The sequence below is a fragment of the Colwellia ponticola genome (genome assembly GCF_005885605.1).
GTDB lineage: Bacteria > Pseudomonadota > Gammaproteobacteria > Enterobacterales > Alteromonadaceae > Colwellia > Colwellia ponticola.
On record NZ_SZVP01000007.1, the window covers coordinates 133,744 to 153,388 of the forward strand.

General features: G+C 39.4%; 14 protein-coding genes. 8 read left to right on the forward strand and 6 right to left on the reverse strand.

What is annotated here, in order from left to right:
• Window positions 1-111 precede the first annotated feature (111 nt).
• The 6 genes from FCS21_RS09450 to FCS21_RS09475 all read right to left on the reverse strand — a co-directional run bounded on the left by FCS21_RS09450 (window position 112) and on the right by FCS21_RS09475 (window position 10,841).
• Window positions 112-1,701: a methyl-accepting chemotaxis protein gene (locus FCS21_RS09450; protein WP_138622742.1), complete on the reverse strand. Its 1,590-nt coding sequence runs from the start codon at window positions 1,699-1,701 to the stop codon at window positions 112-114.
• 301 nt (window positions 1,702-2,002) lie between these two features.
• Window positions 2,003-4,108, reverse strand: a complete 2,106-nt coding sequence (locus tag FCS21_RS09455) for a TonB-dependent siderophore receptor (protein WP_138622744.1) — start codon at window positions 4,106-4,108, stop codon at window positions 2,003-2,005.
• Window positions 4,109-4,349: 241 nt separating this feature from the next.
• Entirely contained in the window at window positions 4,350-6,431 is a 2,082-nt protein-coding gene (locus FCS21_RS09460) for a S9 family peptidase (RefSeq protein WP_138622746.1), read from the reverse strand.
• 305 nt (window positions 6,432-6,736) lie between these two features.
• Entirely contained in the window at window positions 6,737-8,098 is a 1,362-nt protein-coding gene (locus FCS21_RS09465; RefSeq protein WP_138622748.1) for a leucyl aminopeptidase family protein, read from the reverse strand.
• A gap of 170 nt (window positions 8,099-8,268) precedes the next feature.
• Window positions 8,269-8,985, reverse strand: coding sequence for an exonuclease domain-containing protein (locus tag FCS21_RS09470; RefSeq protein ID WP_138622750.1), 717 nt, complete (start codon window positions 8,983-8,985; stop codon window positions 8,269-8,271).
• Window positions 8,985-10,841: a putative nucleotidyltransferase substrate binding domain-containing protein gene (locus FCS21_RS09475; RefSeq protein ID WP_138622752.1), complete on the reverse strand. Its 1,857-nt coding sequence runs from the start codon at window positions 10,839-10,841 to the stop codon at window positions 8,985-8,987. The genes FCS21_RS09470 and FCS21_RS09475 overlap by 1 nt, the downstream gene beginning before the upstream one ends.
• A 483-nt stretch (window positions 10,842-11,324) precedes the next feature.
• On the opposite strand from FCS21_RS09475, the gene FCS21_RS09480 reads away from it, so the two are divergent.
• The 8 genes from FCS21_RS09480 (at window position 11,325) to FCS21_RS16805 (ending at window position 19,598) form a co-directional block, all read left to right on the forward strand.
• Window positions 11,325-11,573: a DUF4212 domain-containing protein gene (locus FCS21_RS09480; RefSeq protein ID WP_138622754.1), complete on the forward strand. Its 249-nt coding sequence runs from the start codon at window positions 11,325-11,327 to the stop codon at window positions 11,571-11,573.
• A 3-nt stretch (window positions 11,574-11,576) separates the two neighbouring features.
• Window positions 11,577-13,313 carry a sodium:solute symporter family protein gene (locus FCS21_RS09485; RefSeq protein WP_138622756.1) on the forward strand — a complete coding sequence of 579 codons (1,737 nt, stop codon included), beginning with the start codon at window positions 11,577-11,579 and terminating at the stop codon, window positions 13,311-13,313.
• Between the two features lie 208 nt (window positions 13,314-13,521).
• On the forward strand, window positions 13,522-13,962 hold the full coding sequence (locus tag FCS21_RS09490) for a hypothetical protein (protein WP_138622758.1): 441 nt from the start codon (window positions 13,522-13,524) through the stop codon (window positions 13,960-13,962).
• A 272-nt stretch (window positions 13,963-14,234) separates the two neighbouring features.
• Window positions 14,235-15,611, forward strand: coding sequence for a bifunctional UDP-N-acetylglucosamine diphosphorylase/glucosamine-1-phosphate N-acetyltransferase GlmU (gene glmU / locus FCS21_RS09495; protein WP_138622772.1), 1,377 nt, complete (start codon window positions 14,235-14,237; stop codon window positions 15,609-15,611).
• Between the two features lie 186 nt (window positions 15,612-15,797).
• A complete protein-coding gene (locus FCS21_RS09500; protein WP_138622760.1) occupies window positions 15,798-16,562 on the forward strand; it encodes a DeoR/GlpR family DNA-binding transcription regulator in 765 nt (254 codons plus the stop codon).
• A gap of 83 nt (window positions 16,563-16,645) precedes the next feature.
• Window positions 16,646-18,478 (forward strand): glutamine--fructose-6-phosphate transaminase (isomerizing), encoded by a 1,833-nt coding sequence (gene glmS, locus FCS21_RS09505; RefSeq protein ID WP_138622762.1) that lies wholly within the window; start codon window positions 16,646-16,648, stop codon window positions 18,476-18,478.
• 135 nt (window positions 18,479-18,613) lie between these two features.
• Complete coding sequence (locus tag FCS21_RS09510) at window positions 18,614-19,444, forward strand: TnsA endonuclease N-terminal domain-containing protein (protein WP_138622764.1); 831 nt, start codon at window positions 18,614-18,616, stop codon at window positions 19,442-19,444.
• The gene (locus FCS21_RS16805; RefSeq protein WP_171035671.1) at window positions 19,431-19,598 is read left to right on the forward strand and encodes a hypothetical protein; all 168 of its coding nucleotides are present in this window, start codon (window positions 19,431-19,433) and stop codon (window positions 19,596-19,598) included. Before FCS21_RS09510 ends, FCS21_RS16805 begins: the two co-directional genes overlap by 14 nt.
• Window positions 19,599-19,645 lie beyond the last annotated feature (47 nt).

Below are 19,645 nucleotides of genomic sequence, written 5' to 3' on the forward strand. Positions count from 1 at the left end.
AGCTTACGTTGTTTGTTTTCTGTTGTTATTATTTTTTACTATGGGGTAATAATTTAGTGTGTAAAGTGAACAAAAGGAATTAGACCTAAGTCTACAATATGACAATTTTAATTATTTAGTCGTATTATTGGCGTTAAAGCCGATTCTAAAGCCGCCCCAGTGCTTACCTTGAATAAATATAGGGGCTGATACATCATGCATAATTTCGCCAGTATCACGTTTATAAGTTTGTAATAAAAACTTATCAGTATGTTTACCGCAACGTATACCTGTTGGATCGTCAAATATACGCTTAGTACGATTGTTAGCTATATCGGTAGCGGTATTACCCGTTAACGGCTTAGAAAAACAAGTATTATGGGTGGGAAAATAACCATTGATGTCTACTGCGCCAGCGTAAATAATCTCAGAAAACTCTTGTAACAATGGTTCTTGAATTTGTGGTAGGTGCTGATCAGTAAAGTTATCAAACGTGGTAGTGTATTTTTTTGGCTCAGTGTTACCTAGTTGTTGGTAGTCAAAGTTAAATAGTTTTTGCTCAGTAATTAGCAGTTTTTCGATACTTTGCTCAAAAAGTTGACTAACCTGATTGGCAGCGAGTTGAGCTTGTTGGCAAATATTGGCAATTAACGAGTTACTTTCAAACGAAGAAATATGGACAAAAATAGCTTCAGTACTATTTGATAATGTTTGTGCTTGTAAAGACGCAGCTTGGGTTTCACTGCCTTTACTTAATAAAAAGTCATGTAAACGCACAATAGACGAGGATATTTCTTCTGCGGCAAAATCTTGTTCTTTTAAGGCATGGCTGATCTGATCACTAGCAGCTGATGAGTCAGTCATTAGTTGATCAATTTCGGCAAAGCCGTGCGACAACTCAGTCATTGTATTGACCACGCTATTGGTTTGCTCAACTATTTGGCTCATTACTGCGGTTGTTTCTTTGGTTTCGCTACTAATTTTTTTAAGCATGTCATCTATTTGCGCGGTAGCATCAACGGTTTTACCCGCTAGTGCGCGTACTTCATCAGCAACAACCGCAAAACCACGTCCTTGCTCACCAGCGCGCGCAGCTTCAATAGCGGCATTCAGTGCCAGTAAGTTAGTTTGTGATGAAATATTACCAATAACATCGGTAATACTTTGAATTTCATGGGCTTTTTCTTGAAGAGATTGTATTTTATTAGCAGCATTGTTTACTGAGTTGCTTAATTCATTAACAATGTTGATATTACTGTTTAACTGAGTTGAGCCGTCAGCGCTGGCTGTCATGGCTTGGTTGGCTTGTTCAGAGGCAAGTAACGCATTATCGTTAATTTGTTTGCTGTTAGTTGACATTTCTTCTGCAGCAGTCGCTAGGCGATCGACATCATCACTCGATTTATTAATAGCGTTACTCAACTGCGTTAGGAAAAAACTAATTTCGGCGGAGTTAATCGCTAATTCACTGGCTTTGCTATTAATTTTTCCACCGATACTTGCTAGCTCAGTATTAGTGTGTGTGTATTCATTGCTCTGGTTCGTCGCTTGTTGGTTTTGCCTAATGACGTCTTTGGAATAAAACACTAGCGCAATGTTACTGATGATAAAAGTACACAATGCAGTAAGCAGTGTTGACGCAAGATAGGTATAACTTAAGTACACTAATAAGGTCATTAAAATAGACAGTAACACGGTGGTAGGTAACAGTTTCTTATTCATATTATGCTCACTAATAGCGGCGCATTGATAACGCCCAAGTTCAATGGATATCGTACAAATTAACGTTTAACCAACCCTGTTGATGTGCGCTGAGTGGGAAATAACTTAATAGGTTTGTTATCAATAACGTAAAAGCTCAAGTATGGGCATTATACTTTAGTAGTGAATTGCTTCTCGTGAGTTAGTTATTAGGTGATGAAGAGAGTAATAAAAAAGCCTAGCGTAAGCAGTTATATAGTGCTTATTCTAGGCTTTTTTGTGGTCACTGTTGACGATTGTACTTATGAATTATTTCAGCTAATTAAAAGGCAAATTGCACGGCAAGACGATAGTTTCTATCATCACCTACAGTAACATTAGATTGACCACCACCAGCGAGATAATCGGTATCAAATAAGTTTTGTACGTTAAAACGTAAGTTAACGTCGGTATTATATAAATTAAGCTTGTAAGTAGCGCCAACATCAACACGGGTATAAGCGTCTTTTACTATGGTGTTTTCTTTATCAGCAAAACGTTCACCTTCAAAAAAAGCACCCGCATTGAACGCAATACTTTCAGTTATTTCATAACGAGACCATACTGAGGCTGACCATTCTGGTGCATCAACTGGGGTTTTACCAGCGTACTCTTCATCATTTTTATAAGTAGCATCTAAGTTCATTATTGAAGTCATCACAAAGAGTTTATCGGTCACGGCACCTTGAGCGGCTATTTCAAAACCTTTATGTTGTTGCTCACCAACTTGTGTGGTTATTTGGGTAATGTTTGCATCAGTACTACTGGTGTAATCTTCAGTCACTAAGACGTTAGATTTAGTAATATCAAATATCGCTGTGGTCAGTAGTAAACGATCATCTAATAATTGCCACTTTGCACCTAACTCGTATTGAGTTGAGGTCATAGCATCTATTTCCATGCCAAAATTGGCATCATCTTCATCGTTAATTGTTTCACTGCTTTGTGGCTCAAAGCCTTCACTATAGCTAGCATAAAAAGTAGTACTATCATTAGGGTGATACAATACCCCTGCTTTAGGTAGCAGTGATTCGTTATCAGCACCTTCTTTACTTTGTTTATCATAACGACCACCAATCATTACTTGCCACTGTTGGTTAAGGGTGATTAAGTCTTGAATATAAATACCGTAATAATCGTATTCAGTAGTAGATAAACTATCGTCTGTTGTATAGCTAATGTTTGGACGAATTGGCTCAGCTTGGCCTGCAGCATAGTCAACAGAGGCGGCATTTACTTTTAGTTGACCGTAATAATAATCTAATGAGTTAGCGCCAATAAGTAAGTTATGCGCTACACCAGCAAGTGTAAAGTCACCAGTAAAGTCAATAAATGCGGTGGTAAATTGCCAATCATCAAAGCGATCATAAGGTTTTGAAGTATACGAGTCACCTTCAACAAAACTATTCGGTTTTTTAGCTGAAGATTCAAAACGTTGGCGTTCGAATGTCTGTTCGTTATAACCTAACTTAACTTGCCATGCGTCATTTAAAGCATAATTGATATCAACACCGTAGTTTTCTACGGTAATATCAGTAAAAGCCCATGACATATCGCGAATCGTTTTATCATCACCAATAATGTTACCGTTGTCATCAAGCCAAGCACCCGTGTCTAAACCGGCTTTATCATTGGTCCTATCATAGTGAGCGCTAACGAGTAAATCGTCAGTAATATCGTAAGCCACCACTAATGCGCCAAGAAAACGTTCGCGCTCGCGCTGTTCACCATTTTGATATTCACGTTGATAGGTAACGTCTTGTTTAACTAGATTAGCACGATAGCGTAAAGATTCATCCTCTGTAATAGCGCCACCAGCATCTAAGGTAAAGCGAGTAGAGCCTTCTTGATCAAAATCGACACCTAGGTTAAAAATGCTGTTAGCGGTTGGCTTTTTAGTGACCATGTTAACTAAACCACCAGGGCCAGACTGACCGTATAAAATACTAGAAGGTCCCTTGATTACTTCAATGCTTTCTAATGTTTCAATAGGTTGTTGGTAATGTGACCAATGTTGATGGCCATCGCGTAGATAACCAGTTGCTGAGCTTAATTCAAAGCCACGTAAGTTAAATACTTCACGGTTACGTTGTTTTGAACCTGGCGTTAAGCTGGCGTCATTACCGAGCACCTCACCAAGCGTAGTAGCGAGTTGCTCATTAATTACCGTGTTGGGAATGACCGTGACCGATTGTGCGGTTTCTAATAATGAAAGATCACCACGCATAGCGCCATTAGCATTATCAACCTTATAGCCATTGAAATAAGTGCCTTTAACTTCAATAACTTCTAAGGCTTTATTTTTTGGTGAAAGATCATTGGCATTAGCAAAAACTGTTGTTGACGAAAGTACCGCGCTAACGGCTAAAAAAAGTGGAGAAAATTTCATAAATAACTCAGACCTTAATGAATAAAAGAGTAAGAAAACGCTACAAAAAATTAATGACTGAATTCTAATGATAACTATTATCATTAGCAATACTTTTATTTGCTTTTCTTTACATTTTTTTACTGTGCTGACGTTATTTATCAAAAAATGACTGCTGATAATGCTTTTCACTTTTTAGGGTAATAAAAAAAGGTCAGCTAAGCTGACCTTTTAGTAAATGTACATAGCTAAGCTTAACAACTTACTCCTCGTTAGCTACTTTGTGCGTTGTTAAGTTAGCCGCATGAGGTAAATCATGTGCTGGCATTGGCTTGTTATCATGTTTTAGGTAGTTATCCATCCAACGCATTAAACGTAAGCTGTAATCATACTTTGCTGCAGCGCGCTTATTACCATGACCTTCACCCGGATAATAAACTAAACGCACTGTTTTGCCATGGACTTTCATATAACGATACATTTCCATTGACTGTGCAGGGTGAACGCGTGGGTCGGCTTTACCGTGCATAATTAATAATGGTGTTTGGGATTGCTCAACCCAATAAATTGGGCTGCGCTCTAAGTACCATTGCCATTTATCCCAAGGGTATGAGCGAGCATGTACTAAGTTCATTTCGTTAGAAATATCGGTCGTACCAAATTTTGATAATTGGTTAGAAATTCCGACAAACATCACACTGGCAGCAAAGTGCTTAGTGAGTTTTGTTGCGCCCCATGCTGAGGCATAACCACCGTATGAGCCACCAGTAATACCGACTTTTTTCTCATTCACTAAACCAATATTAACTAAATGATTTTTTAGATCGACCAAGTCATCAAATTCTTTACCGGCATAATCATTTTGCCCCAATTTAGAGTAGTCTACGCCTTTACCTGTGCTGCCACGGTAGTTAGGATAAAATACCGTATAACCTTGTGCGGCGGCTAATTGACCAGGGCGAGAGTATGCGGTTAACCAACCATCTTTATCATGACTTTCAGGACCGCCGTGTACTGACATGATTAACGGGTAGCGTTGGCCTTTTTTATAGTCAAGTGGGTAAACTAACACGCCGCCAATTTCTATACCGTCACGCGCTTTAATGGTCAAACTTTCTTGCTTGGCAAAGGCGACATCATTTAACCAAGTATTTGAGTCAGTTAAGCGGGTTTGTTTTTTACCACGCACCATGATGACTTCGTTAGGGTGCACAGCGGTGTTTGCCTTAACAATGATGGTTTTATCTGAGGTAGAAATGCTTAAGTTACTGGCGATAAATTTGCCACCCTCAACAACCGTTTGATATTCGTTATTACCGGGCTTAATCTTGGCGACTATAGATTGTGTATCAATATTAGCGATAAAGAATAATTCATTGTGTTTGTTAGACCATTCAAAATCACTGACATGACCAGCAAAATTAGGTAACCAATTCGACACTTTGCCAGTACTTACTTCAGCAATAAATAGACGACCAGTGGCAGGATCGTGTTTGTCTTGAGCCCCATGTAAAGCAACGTATTTACCATCGTATGAAAACTCAGCCGCGCCTAATTTACCTTCAGTAGCAAATGAGGTTTTAACGGTTTTGTTAGCAATATCGACAATGTGCCATTGTGACTTCATGTACTTGTCGTCAATTAATGCCGTTGGTTGTGTTTTTACTAATAAGTCTTTACCTGTAGGTGAAAAATGTACATCAGCAACATAACCTTTGATATTCCACGCTTGGGGCGTAATGGCTTTATCTGATGTCGTAAGATCAGTTATGTATAAAAATTGATTACTTAGTTCTTCTTCGAAAACTTCGGCTTTAAAGCCTAATCCAGTGAGTTTTTTAACGGTTTTGTCTTTGGCTTTTTTGGCTAAAAGGGCGATCTTTTGGTTATCAGCACTGAGTGCGTAGTCACTAATACTAGTATCTTTTAACGCTACGGCTTTTTGAGCTTGACCGCCATTTACCGCAATTTGATAAAGGTTAGTGAATTTATCATCACTCATTTTCGCCAGAAAATAAATCACGGTGCCGTCAGCAGACCATTGGATATTTCTAACATTTACTTTACCGGTGATATAAGGACGCTCTACGCCTTTATCATTAACGAGATAAAGTTCCGTCCAATTTTCGCCGTCTTTTTCAACATAAATTTCACGGGGCACTGAGCGTGTGTAAGCAATGTACTCACCGCTTGGGCTAACTTGTGCTTGGCTTACTGATTGAAGTGTAGCAAGATTTTCAGCGGTGATGACCTTACTGTGCGGCTCGGCACTTACGACAGAACAAGTCAGTAAACCTAAGCTAAGCGCTAAGGCTTTTTTTAATGTGTTTATTTTTAGTTTCATTTTTAGTCCTAGAAGTCTATTCGAAAAAATAATGTTTAATTGTCATGTCAACTAAGGTTGATTTTATGTTCTTTACAGACGTTAAATCAATGAAAAGTCGGCTAAATGCGACGAAAAGACGCAAAATAGAGATTAAATAGATGTTGATTCATCTATTTGCTCTGTTATGAGGTTTGAGTGTTGAAATGCGACTTGCTATTCAGCGCTTGGGTAAAGGTTTTATTACTAGCGGTACAAAGTAAAAGCCTGTACTTTTATCACATAGAGATAAAAGTACAGGCTTTATAATGGTTCGTTAAGTAGCGTTATTTGAATCTAGCTTGTAAGTAATCAAATACAGCTCGTATACCAAAAGCTTCACCACCTAATGGGCGACCTGATAGCTGACGAATATTAAAGGCCATCACATCAAAATGTACCCAATCTGTTTTTTCAACAAAACGTTGTAAATATAATGCTGCAGTAATTGCACCACCAAAAGGTTGAGAAGGGCAGTTAGTCATATCGGCAATAGTACTGTCGAACAAGTTATCATAAGGCTTGTGCAATGGCATGCGCCAAACAGGATCGCTATTGCGCAGACCTGCGGTGGTAATATCAGTAGCTACTTGATCATTGTTTGAGAAAAAACCTGGTAACTCAGTACCTAGCGCAACACGCATCGCGCCTGTTAATGTGGCGTAATCAATAATTAATGCTGGTTCGTCATTTTCTGCTTCGCATAACGCGTCACATAAGACTAAACGACCTTCAGCGTCAGTATTATGAATTTCAACCGTTAGCCCTTTACGAGTAGTAACCACATCGCCTGGGCGCAAGGCATTGCTTGAAACAGCATTTTCTACCGCTGGAATTAATACCCGTAAATTAATGGGTAGGTTATGCGCCATAATTAATTGTGCTAACCCTAAAACATGGGCAGCGCCGCCCATATCTTTTTTCATATTTCGCATACCTGCAGCGGGTTTCATATCTAAACCGCCACTATCAAAACAGACGCCTTTACCCACTAAAGTCACTTGCGGGTTATTGCTATTACCCCAAGTTAAATCAACTAAGCGAGGTTTGTGGACACTGGCGCGACCAACGGCATGAATCGTTGGGTAGTTATGCACAAGTAGTTCATCGCCAATAATTTGCTTAACGTTGCCGTTAAATTGCTCAGCTAGCGCCATTGCAGCTTTAGCAATATCTACGGGCATCATATCGGCGGCAGGTGTATTGATTAAATCACGGGTTAACGCGGTTGCTTGGGCGAACTTGATGGCACTTTCAACCATGTCAGCATTATTAATTGCTAACCTTGCCAGAGGTTTATCATTTTTATTGGTGATATATCTATCGTAGGTATAAGCACCGACTAACCAACCAAAGCTAATCGCTTCAATATGTTCATCATCTGCTTGTAATAAATATTGCCCTTGAGGTAATTTTTTAATTAAATCGCCACAAGCAAAAAAATCGTGAGCGTCAGCCACGACAAATAATGCTTTGCTGAGTTCACCTTGGTTATTGGGAATAAGCGCGAGCCCTTGACCTGAAAACTGGGTATTTTCAAGCCAAGTTTGGCTTGGTTTGTCTTGGTTTTCAAGCCAGCCCTGATAGGTCGTTTTTTCAATAATAATTAATGGTGTACCGCTATTTTCGGCAGTTAATAACTTATTCATGAGCATCCTTTTTTGTGACAAATTTTATCGCATGCCATGATTGTATCCTAAGCACAGTAAAGCGAAAGAGGAAGCGCTTAAAAGAATGTTTTATTTGATCGCTATAGATAGCAATATGTAAAGAAAGCGCTGCTAAAGGTATCTACAAGACTCATTTTATTAAAGGGCTATTACAATAAAACGTCTTTGAGTGTGGTTTTGCCGTCTCTATTTTTTTTACTCATTTGCGCCATAAACAGCTCGGCGGTGGCAATAGCATCGTTGAGTGCGTTATGAGCATTATGTTCGGGCAACTGAAGTTTGTGCCGTAAATTGGTCAGTCGTAATTCAGAAGGATCATAAGATACATCGCGTTTATCTAAGCGACGTTTAGCTAACACTAAGGTATCTATCATGGGGAAAACAGGCGCCATGCCATATAACTCATAACAAGCTTGCGTTAAAAATTGCTTTTCAATACGGGCAAAATGTACCAACATTACTTTACCCGCTAAAGCGGTTAAGAGTGCTTCAACGACTATTCTTAGGGCTTTACCGCGATCTTTTTGACTGTCGGTAATATGATGGATAATGACATTACTTTCTTCGAGTTGCGCTTGGGTGTTAATGATTTGATGGTAACAGTCGCTGAGTGACATTTGCTGTCTTTTAAAGGGAATAAAGCCAACACTCAGTAACTTATCTTTTTTGGCATCAAGACCGGTGGTTTCAAAGTCAACTGATAATATATCTACCTTCTCAATGGAGGTATGTATATCAGGAAAAGGTACCGATAAAAAATCGCGTAATGCGCCTTCAGGGGCTGTTTTTAATAATCTTTTACGCTGAGCCTCATAACCCATAAGCCAGTTTAATAAAGGTGAATGCGTTATTGTCGAGCTAGTCATTAGTAGTTCGACTGCCGAGCGTCTTGTAGACTTTTAATGACTTTAAACGCATCTTTAAGGTGTTCTCGTTCTAACTTAGAAATTTCTTTTGGTGATAAAAAGTTATCAGCGCTTTCTCCGCGCATAAGCTGCTTGGCTTGGTGTTCTACTCTCAATATTCCTAAAAAGGCGTAAGCATCAATTAAGTTTTCTGCCGAAGATTTAGTTAACGAAGGCGTGCCAGCGGCTTGTTGAATTCGCTCTATGGTGTTGACTGCGCTAATACCTTCAGCCAAGGCATAAATTCTAGCTAAATCAACGACGGGGGCGATGCCATTACGTTTTAAATCTAATGTTGCTCTGTGTTTACCATTTTGTTTTAAAACAAAATCACGGAAAAAGCCCAATGGCGGACGAAGTCCTAAGGCATTTTTAGATAAATGAGCGATAAATAATGTACTTTTTTTGGTTTTCTTTAATAGTTCTTTTTTTACCTCTCTCAATAAAGAGACATCACCGTAAATGGTTTCTAAATCAAAAAAAACGCTGCTGTTTAATAACGCTTGTGGGCTTGGTGTATCGACCCATTTGCTAAAGTAGCTATGCCATACTTTTTGCGGTTGTCGCCACTTAACATTGGTGGCCATAATTTCACCAGGGCAATAGATAAAGCCACAACTGGCTAAGCCATCACAAACAAAGTGAGCGAGTTTTTCAAACCATACATCATCACCAGTTTTCATGGTATCGCAAATAATAAGAGCATTATCTTGATCTGAGTGCGCTAGTTGCTCTTGTCTTGCTTGTGAGCCAGCCGCGAGCCAAGCATAAGGGACAGGAGCAGGCCCATATTTAAACTCAGCCATTTCAATAAGACGTTTAGTAAAAGCCATGGTAATAGCACTGATACTTTTACCAACATGGTCAGAACTACTGCCTAATTTTGCTAAACGTATTTGTAGCTTAGGTAGCAACATACTGATTTCAGTTAACTCTTTTACCGAATTAGCCTTATGAATAACACTAGATAAGTTAATGGCATTGTGACCTTCATTATTAATGAGATCGGTTACGGTAACCATACCGACAAGGTTGCCATATTTGGTGACCGGAAGGTGGTGAATATGCTTAGCGGTCATTATCATTAACGCATCGTAGGCATTATTTTTAATATCGATGGTACACATGTCTTGCGTCATGATATTGCTAATAGAAGCACTGGTAGCTAAGCCAGTAGCAACGCAGCGACGACGAATATCTTTATCAGTGATAATACCAACAGGACTATCTTGCTCAATCACCACTAAACAAGAGTAGCCTTGTTCATTCATTTGCATTGCCGCTTGCTGAATTGTTTTGTTGACGTCAATAGAGGCAACCGGACTTTGATAAAAGTTACCAACAGAGGTATTCATTAACGTTGACGATAAAATAGCGTCTTCATTAACTTTAGTCATTTTACTTTTTAAACGTTGTGCGGAATTTTGGCTAAAATAGTCACTGATGCTGGGAAAACGCTCACCTAACTCTTGTAATACCGAGGCTTCAACACTGTAAATTAAGCAATCTTCATCGGTATGAACATTGAGACGCTTTTCGTCACTATTATTATGATTACTATGGTAAAAAGCGTCACATAAGTCACCCTCACCCAGTCGACTAACCAGTTCACCCTCTGCTGAAAGGCAGCTCATCGCGCCTTTTCTAAGTATGTATAACCTAGCTTCCGTCATTCCTTTTGGCGGCAGTTGCTCACCTTTTCTTAGGTAATTTATTGTTAATTCACGAACAAGCTGGGCGAGCAAATGTTTAGGTAAACTATCAAAAGGTGGGATGCTGCAAATAAAGGTGCTAATTTCTGAAAGTTCAGTGTCCATGCTTATTGCCTCAGACTATAGGTGTTCATTATCGAAGGTTCATACCAATGTGTATAAAGACGTTTCTAAAGGCTCGCTAAGCGATTATTTTCTTATACGGATTGGTATTTAGTCATGTTAATTTAAAGTTTTGTTTTACTTTAAACAAGGTTTATCAGTCAAACCTAGACTAAAGTTTAAGGTGTCAGTGATACTATTGATGTAGTTGTTAATTAAGGCATTAGCGCATGCTAGACTAAAGGCTAATACCCCCTCAAAACAAAGCTTGCTAGATTAATCAACAGTAAAAGTTGAATATGGATTTTTGCCACTGCGGTCTTACTTACTTGATATGTTTTGACAGAAATCTATATCCATACTCTTACTCAACATAATGCACAGAATATAAAAGTTATTACTAACTCTTTTTATTTTAAGAAAGGCGTAATAAAGCGAAATAAAATAATAAATCGCTAAAAATCGCTATGTCGCTAGGAGGTTATTGTGGAAAATAAAGAAAAATATTGGCAAGAAAACTTGCGCTTGATCTTTATCTGTCTTGCAATCTGGTTTTTTGTTTCATTTGGTTTGGGTTTGCTGTTGGTAGAACCACTTAATGAATTTCGTCTAGGTGGGTACAAACTTGGTTTTTGGTTTGCACAGCAAGGTTCAATTTATGCGTTTTTAGGTTTGATTTTTTGGTATGGCGCCAAAATGAATAAGCTTGATAAAAAATATGATGTGGAGAGCTAAAATATGGATGAGTTAAAACTATATACTTACATCGCAGTATTTAGCACATTTGCTTTATATTTTGCTATTGCTTGGTGGGCTCGTGCGGGTTCAACCAGTGATTTCTATGTAGCGGGTGGCGGCGTAACCCCATTACAAAATGGTATGGCGATTGGCGCCGATTGGATGAGTGCTGCGTCATTTATTTCAATGGCTGGTTTAATTGCCTTCTTAGGTTACGGTGGCTCAGTATTCTTAATGGGTTGGACCGGTGGTTATGTATTACTTGCTATGTTATTAGCGCCTTACATGCGTAAACACGGTAAATTTACCGTACCTGAGTTTATCTTCGATCGTTATTATTCAAAAACAGCACGTATTGTTGCGGTAGCTTGTTTAATCATCGCGTCATTAACTTACATCATTGGTCAAATGAAAGGTGTAGGTGTTGCTTTCTCTCGCTTCTTAGAAGTTGATTACGGTTTAGGCTTAGGCATCGGTATGTTCGTTGTGTGGGTATACGCTGTACTAGGTGGTATGAAAGGTATTACTTATACGCAAATCGCTCAGTATGTAGTAATGATTTTTGCTTACACTATCCCTGCGGTATTTATTTCATTACAACTTACCGGCAACCCAATTCCACAATTAGGTTTAGGTAGTACCTTAGCTGATGGTAGTGGTGTTTATTTACTTGATAAGTTAGATATGGTTGTTACTGATTTAGGCTTTAAAGAGTACACCACTGATAACTTAGGTGGCACGTTAAATATGTTCGCTTATACTATGTCATTGATGATTGGTACGGCAGGTTTACCGCACGTAATTATGCGCTTCTTTACTGTTCCTTCAGTACAAGCAGCACGTTCTTCAGCAGGTTATGCTTTAGTTTGTATCGCTTTGCTTTACACAGTTGCTCCAGCTGTTGGTGCCATGGCTCGTTTAAACCTAATGCAAACTATTGAACCTGTAGCCGGTCAAAACCTTGAGTATGCTGAGCGTCCACAATGGTTTAAAGATTGGGAAACAACAGGTCTATTACAGTTTGAAGATAAAAACGGTGATGGTAAAATTCAGTACACTGCTGATGCCACAACCAATGAAATGGTTAAAGTTGACCGTGACATTATGGTACTAGCTAACCCTGCTATTGCTAACTTACCAAACTGGGTTATTGCGTTAGTTGCTGCCGGTGGTTTAGCCGCGGCACTGTCAACAGCAGCCGGTTTATTATTGGCAATATCGTCCTCTATCTCGCATGACTTAATGAAAGGGGTGTTAACGCCTGACATGTCAGAAAAGAGTGAGTTGTTTGCTGGGCGAGTGGTAATGACAATTGCCATCTTAATATCAGGTTACCTCGGGTTAAATCCTCCAGGTTTCGCCGCCGGTACGGTTGCCTTAGCCTTTGGTTTAGCAGCATCAAGTATCTTCCCAGCATTAATGATGGGTATCTTCTCAAGAAAAATGAGTGGTAAAGCAGCGGTTGCCGGTATGTGTGCTGGTATTGGTGTGACTATGTTATACGTGTTCCAACACAAAGGTATTATGTTTATCCCAGGAACTTCGTTCTTAGGTGACATGGGTCCAGATTGGTTCTTCGGTATTTCTCCTAACGCTTTTGGTGCAGTAGGTGCATTAGTTAACTTTGGTGTCGCTTTCATCGTGCTTCAGTTTACTGGTCCAGCTCCAGCTCATATTGTCGCTATGGTAGAAAACATGCGTATCCCAGGTGCTGTTAGCGCAGCACACGACCACTAGTTATCACTTGCTAGCAAACATTAGGTTGAATAAATAGTCAACTTAGTAAAAAAATAAAAGGCTAGACGATATGCTCGTCTAGCCTTTTTTGTTAAGCTCAACGATAACACCTAATCTAGTTTTAGCTCATTCACTTCGATTAACGGTGTAATACTCGCTCTACCTAATCAAAAGTCATTTAATCAATAAGTACTAAGAAGATAATACTATGAATAAACACGTCAAACTTGCCTTTATGGTGGCACCTATTCTTGCCATTGTTGGTTTTATTGCTGCCGATTTTTATAAGGAAAGTGAAGCCGCAAAAGATAAAATAGTACAACTCGTAACACAGGGGCACTGTGATATTGTCAATAAAAGCTGTGTACTTGTTTCGGGTGAATTTAAAGTCAATGTTTCTGATGAAGCCGGCGTTACCGAGGTGAATTCAACCTTTCCGCTAGATAGTGCGACACTATTTTTAGTCGATAAAAATAATAAGATGACGCCTTACCCGTTAGGGATGATAAAAAATCCTTATTATTGGCGTAACAATACTCCTTTAGGTCAGTTGTTAGCTAATAAAGGTGCTAGCCAGAAATTACGGTTAATTGCTAAAATTAAGGGTGGTCAATATATTAGTGAGTTTTCTTCACAAACGGTGAAATAAGCTCGCTAGTGGTAAAAGGAGATAATCTCTCGAGGTTAACCGTTGTTTGAGCTTAAAGGCTCTTAGTTGGCTTCTTTGGGCAGTATTCGTAGGTCATTTTTTATAGCGTTATTGCCTTCTTGTGTGGAACAACCACAGTAAAAGACAGCGCTGGTATAAATACCCAACAAAAAGCTGAAAAAACAATCTCCCAAGAGCAACAGCCTCTAGTAAAGGCACTACAAACTTGGTTACAATACCAACCCTTACAATGCTCAATGAATGGATTTATCATGTCACTTTCTGTTGTTATTCTTGCCGCGGGTAAAGGTACCCGTATGCGTTCTTCCTTACCCAAAGTTTTACATAGTGTTGCTGATAAACCTATGGTGAGTCACGTTATCGATAGTGCTCGTCAACTCGGCGCGAACAATATTTATGTGGTTTATGGTTTTGGCGGTGATGTCTTACAGCAGCGCATTAACGGCGATGACTTAACCTTTGTTGAGCAAAAAGAACAGTTAGGCACCGGTCATGCGGTTGATCAAGCATCGCCTTTTTTAAAGGACGATGAAAATGTACTGGTGCTTTACGGTGATGTGCCATTAACTAAAGTCTCCACCTTAGAAAGCTTATTAGCGGCGAAACCTGATAATGGTATGGCGTTGCTAACGGTTAACCTAGCTAACCCTATGGGCTATGGCCGTATTGTGCGCCAAGAAATTTCCGGACAGCAGCAAGTGGTCGGTATTATTGAACAAAAAGATGCTAGTGCAGAGCAGCTGAAAATTAAGGAAGCGAATACGGGTATTTTACTTGCTAATGGCGGCGATTTAAAACGTTGGTTAAGTCACTTATCAAGTGATAATGCCCAAGGTGAATATTACCTTACCGATATTATAGCTTCAGCCCACAGTGAGGGTAAGGTCATTGCAACCGCCCATCCAGAGACTGAAATAGAAGTTGAAGGCGCTAATAATCGTGTACAGCTAGCCACCTTAGAGCGTGCTTATCAAGCGCGTATTGCCCAAGAGTTAATGCTTGCTGGCGCCAGTTTACGCGATCCAGCACGTATTGATGTGCGTGGTAACTTAACCACAGGCACAGAAGTAACTATTGATATTAACTGTATTTTTCAAGGTAAAGTAACACTAGCCGATAACGTAATTATTGGTGCTAACTGCATTATTATTAATAGTATTATTGGCGAAAATGTTGAAATTAAGCCAAACAGTATTATTGAAGATGCGGTAATTGAAGCGGATTGCTCAGTGGGGCCTTTTGCTCGCATTCGCCCAGGTTCAGTCATGAAGCAAGATTCGCATATTGGTAACTTTGTTGAAATGAAAAAAACCACTTTAGGTGCAGGCAGTAAAGCGGGGCATTTAAGTTACCTTGGTAATGCACAAATTGGTACTAACGTTAACATTGGCGCAGGTACCATTACCTGTAATTACGATGGTGTAAACAAATCAACCACGGAAATTGGTGATAATGCTTTTATTGGTTCTAATAGTTCATTGGTCGCTCCGGTAATTATTGGTAACTCAGCGACTATTGGTGCCGGCTCGGTTATCACTAAGCCAGTAGAAGAAAGTGGCTTAGGACTTGGTCGCGCTAAACAGCGTAACGTTACGGGTTGGCAGCGACCAGTAAAAAGAGCTAATTAGCTAAATACTTTTTACTAAGGCGCTATAAAAATAGCGCCTTTTTTTAGCGTTAAATTTAACTAAAAATTGCAATAGCTTTCGGTATGAAACATAATACCGCAATAGTGAAACTAAACTGCCTAGTAAGTTGCATAGTTCGAAACTATTCATATACATTAACCTTCTATAAGTTAACCAGTAATTCCCATGTCGAAACGAAATACTCAACAGCGTCGCTATAATATAATTGCCGACTTAAATGCCCAAGGCGAAGTGAGCGTAGATAGCTTAGCTAAGCAATTTGAAACCTCAGCAGTGACTATCAGAAAAGACCTTGCAGCCCTTGAAAATAGTGGCTTATTACTTAGACGTTATGGTGGGGCAGTTGCCCTACCTACAGAAATTAGTGCCGCGAAGGCTGAGCAACTGTCTCAACAAAAGTTACATATTGCTAAAAAAGCCGCTATGCTGGTGCATGATAATAACCGTATTATTATTGACAGTGGTCGCACTACCTCTGCTTTAGTCAGTGAATTAGCGAATAAGAAAGGCTTAGTTATCATGACTAATGCACTGAGTATTGCGAATGAGGTTCATGCACTAGAAAATGAACCAACACTATTAATGAGTGGTGGTACCTGGGATCCCAACTCTGAAGCGTTTCAAGGACAAGTTGCTGAACAAGTACTACGCTCGTATGATTTTGACCAGCTCTTTATTGGTGCTGATGGTATTGATATTAACCGTGGTACCACAACCTTTAATGAATTAATTGGCTTAAGTCGTGTTATGGCTGAAGTGGCTAGCGAAGTTATCGTGATGGTTGAATCAGCAAAAATAATGAAAAAAATACCTAATTTAGAACTGACTTGGCAGCAAATTCATACCGTGATCACCGATGATGGTCTCCCTGAAGAAGTACGCACAGCCCTCACTGAGCAAGGCGTAAAATTAATTATCGCTAAAGGTTAACCTTTAGCGGATTATTCAAGTTAGTTAAGTTAAAACAACGTAATACGTAAAAATACGTAATCAGATAAAAAGGAATAAATATTATGTGTGGCATAGTCGGTGCAGTAGCTCAACGTGATGTAGCAGATATTTTAGTAGAAGGGTTAAAGCGATTAGAGTATCGCGGCTATGACTCTGCGGGCGTTGCCATTACTAATAACAATAATGAACTATTAACCGCAAAACGCTTAGGTAAAGTCCAAGAGCTTGCTCAAGCACTAATAGAAACACCGTTAACTGGTGGTACAGGCATAGCTCACACACGCTGGGCAACACATGGCGCACCAAGTGAGGTTAATGCTCACCCACATGTATCTAATAGCACCATTGCAGTTGTACACAACGGTATTATTGAAAACCATGAAGCGCTACGTAGTCGATTACAAGGCTTAGGTTATGAGTTTTTATCGCAAACGGATACCGAAGTTATTACTCATCTAGTTCATCATGAATTAAAAAGTAGTGATAGTTTGTTGTCTGCAGTACAAAAGACCGTTAAACAACTTGAAGGCGCTTACGGTACGGTAGTCATGGATAGCCGTGATAAAGACAACCTTATAGTTGCTCGCTCTGGTAGCCCATTAGTGATTGGCTATGGCGTAGGTGAAAACTTTATCGCTTCAGACATTATGGCGTTATTACCGGTAACGCGTAAATTCTCTTACCTTGAAGAAGGTGATGTTGCGCAAATTAGTCGCTTTAACGTTAGCGTATTTGATAGTAACGGCAAGCCAGTTGAGCGTGAAGCGAAAGAGGCTAATGTGTCACACGACAGTGGTGATAAAGGTGAATACCGTCACTACATGCTAAAAGAAACTTACGAGCAACCTACCGCTATTCGCAACACCTTAGACGGGCGCTTAGTGGCCGGCAAGCTAGATATTAATACCTTTGGCGAAGGCGCTGATGAGATATTTAAAAATGTTGAACATGTACAAATAATTGCTTGTGGTACTAGTTACCATTCAGGCATGGTTGCGCGTTACTGGTTAGAAGAGCTTGCCGGTGTTTCTTGTAATATTGAGATTGCTAGTGAGTTTAGATACCGTAAATCATTTGTCCCGAAAAACTCATTATTAGTGACTATTTCACAATCAGGCGAAACAGCAGATACCCTTGCGGCTTTACGTTTAGCCAAAGAAATTGGTTATCAATCAAGCTTAGTGATTTGTAATGTGCCCGGTTCATCGTTAGTGCGTGAATCTGACCTTGCTTTTATGACTAAAGCGGGCGCTGAAATTGGCGTAGCATCAACGAAAGCCTTTACTACCCAGTTAGTTGGCTTATTAATGATGACCTTAGCGATTGGTAAACATCATGGTATGTCTGATGAAAAACAAGCTGAAATTACGCAGTCATTAATGTCACTGCCGGCAAAGCTTGATGAAGTATTGGCACTGGCTTCGTCAATTGAAGACTTAGCCGAAGATTTTGCGGACAAACATCATGCGTTATTTTTAGGGCGTGGCGATCAATACCCTATCGCAATGGAAGGCGCATTAAAGCTAAAAGAGATTTCTTATATTCACGCCGAAGCTTATGCAGCCGGTGAGCTAAAACATGGTCCGTTAGCGCTGATAGATGCTGAAATGCCGGTTATTGTTGTTGCACCAAAAAATGACTTAATTGAAAAACTGAAATCAAATGTTGAAGAAGTACGCGCCCGTGGTGGTTTAATGTATGTTTTTGCTGATAGCGACGCACACTTTGCTAGCGACGACACCATGAAAGTGATTGATGTACCTATATGTGATGATATTATCGCCCCTATTGTGTACACCTTACCTTTACAACTGCTTTCTTATTATGTGGCAATAATCAAAGGTACTGACGTTGACCAACCACGCAATTTGGCAAAAAGTGTCACTGTCGAATAAGTTATTAATAAAATTAATTTTTTTTGTCGCAGGACAATAAAGATTGAAACTAAACAATAAAGATTAAAACTTAACAATAAAGTTGAAAACTTTTTAAATCCGGTTAAACTGACTAAAAGTTAACCGGATTTTTTTATGGCAAAATCAAAGTACCTCCTAACTGAAAAGCAAATCACAAAACGCATTAAAGAAGGACGTGGTACAGGAAGGGTTTCTAACTACAAGCCGTGGCTGTATGTTAATGAAGTTCCATCGGAAGGTCGATCTCAGCGAGTCTATTCTCATCTTACTGGTCGGATTCACCATGTGTTATCAGATCTTGAGTTCGCAGTATTTCTCCTTCTAGATCATAATCCTGCCGTAACTGATATTCGTGAGCAGTTCCCACTAAATCGGGATGACACTCTTAGTATATCTAAAGAAAATCAGCTTTGGCATCCTTCGCAAGGGGGGGTAAACCTTGTGATGTCTTCAGACTTTTTGGTCAATTCATCATCTAGGACTCAGTCCAAGTTTGCTATCCAAGCAAAGTATTCAGAAGCCCTAAAAGATCCAAGAACCGTTGAAAAACTTGAAATTGAGCGGCGATATTGGAAACTAAAAAAAATTCCGTGGTTCCTCGTAACAGAAAAAGAGATAGATAAAGTCGTCGTATCTAATATTGAGTGGCTTTATGGAGTTAAGGGGTATTTTGATGAAATCATCACCGACGAGTTGATACGACTATTCGAAAATATGAAATCTTACTTTGGACGTTATCCAGACAGGAAAATCGTCGATATTTGTAAAGAGTATGACAAGGCTTACGGGCATGATTTAGGTTATTCCTTGTATGATCTTCGATTGATGTGTGCCGCTAGACTTATCACGTTTGATATTCGTTACGCATTTCATAGTTTGAAAGCAAAAGATATTGCGTTTAGAAGTGTGTCTTTAAGTGAGGGATATAACTATGTGGCAAGTTAATGAAACCATTGCATTTGATGGTAAGTCCTATCGAGTACTTTTTATTGAAAATAGCTATTTTTATTGGTTTGCTATTGATGATAATAAAGGTTTCCCAGAAATTGCGTATTCTCATGACTTTGATCACCGATTCTCATCAGCTTTGATCACTTGATTTACCATTTTGTAGAGCCATTCTTAAACTAACTTAACTGATCATCA